The organism is Massilia pseudoviolaceinigra (assembly GCF_030846505.1).
Taxonomy (GTDB): Bacteria; Pseudomonadota; Gammaproteobacteria; order Burkholderiales; family Burkholderiaceae_D; genus Telluria_A; species Telluria_A violaceinigra.
Genome location: NZ_JAVCWL010000102.1, coordinates 1 through 1,215, shown reverse-complemented (window position 1 = coordinate 1,215; position 1,215 = coordinate 1). Strand labels below are relative to the sequence as shown.

At 61.6% G+C, this 1,215-nt stretch carries 1 protein-coding gene; it reads right to left on the bottom strand.

The genetic code is table 11. From position 1 onward, the window contains the following. On the bottom strand, positions 1–1,215 hold a 1,215-nt coding region (locus RBA40_RS33240; protein WP_306653170.1), incomplete at both ends, for a hypothetical protein.

The window sequence follows — 1,215 nt, the reverse complement described above, 5'->3', positions numbered from 1 at the left end:
GATCGCCGCGCGCGCCAGCAACTCTTGGGCCGAACGACGCTGCGCGCGGTCGAAAAAGCTCACCTCAATGACCGTCGACGCCAGGGCATCGTTGAGCTTGTCGAAAACGCCCCGAACAGCATCGGCGCGCGCGTTGACTGCGCTGATCTGTTCTTTGGTGCCGTCCGCGCGAGCCTTCAAGTCATCGACCTTGCGCTGATATTCCTGCTCAAGAAATGCCTTGTCGCGTTCCACCGCGGACTTGACGTTGCTCAGGGCCGTGCTGGCGCCGGCGACGGCGTTGTCCGCTGCGGCCGCTTGGTCCTGCAACGCGTTCCGGTTCTTGATGAGCGCGGCGGTTAATGCGTCCAAGCCAACTAGCTCGTCGGCCCGCGCCGCCGCAACCGCACCGACCTTGTCGCCGCTCAGCTCCATGATCTGGATCTCGATCTTCCTGTTGGAAGCAGCCAGCGCAGCAGCGGTTGCCTCATCCTGCAAGGCGTTACGCCGCCTGATGATCGCGACCGTCAAAGGGTCCATGCCCGCGATCTCTTTCTCGCGCTGCTCCGTCAACGACCGGGTGGCATTTTCAAGCGCCTCGATCTGGTCCAGATACCGCTGGTTTGTCTCGGCCAAAGTCTTAGCCTTGCCCAAACCCTGGACCTCGTCATAAACGTCCCAATTTGACTCGTCGACTTTATTCCTCCGCTTAGTCGCCAACTCTTCCGGGGTCATTTTCAGCTCGTCGCGCTGGTCGATCAGGCCGTTTCGCTCGGTGAACTTTTCGGCTGCTGTCCTCGTTTTCTCCAGCGCCGGCACCACAGCTGCAAACGCTTCCTGCAGGGACATCAAGCCGGTGTACATGTCCGCGCCAGCTTTCGTAGCCAGGGCGCCGCTCTGGGACAGCCCCAACACAGCGGCCTTGAAGTCATCCCGCGTTTTGATACCGGACTGCCCAAGGCGAACGAGCTCGTCGTTCACGTACTTTTGGACTGGTGCCAGGCGTTCGGCGTCGGTCAAAAAGTTGTCGGCGAAGCTGCTGGTGCGCTCGGCGAATTTATCGATACCGCCGGCGGCTGCGATCAAGCCCTCGCGTGCGGCCAAGCTGCTGACGCCGGTAGCGCCGAAGGTCCCCCCGAGCGACGAAAGCGCATTGTCCAGCGTGGCGTAGTTCGATGCCAAACGGACGATGGTTTCCGTGTAGCCCTCCCCAACCTGGCGGAACGCATCCATCTG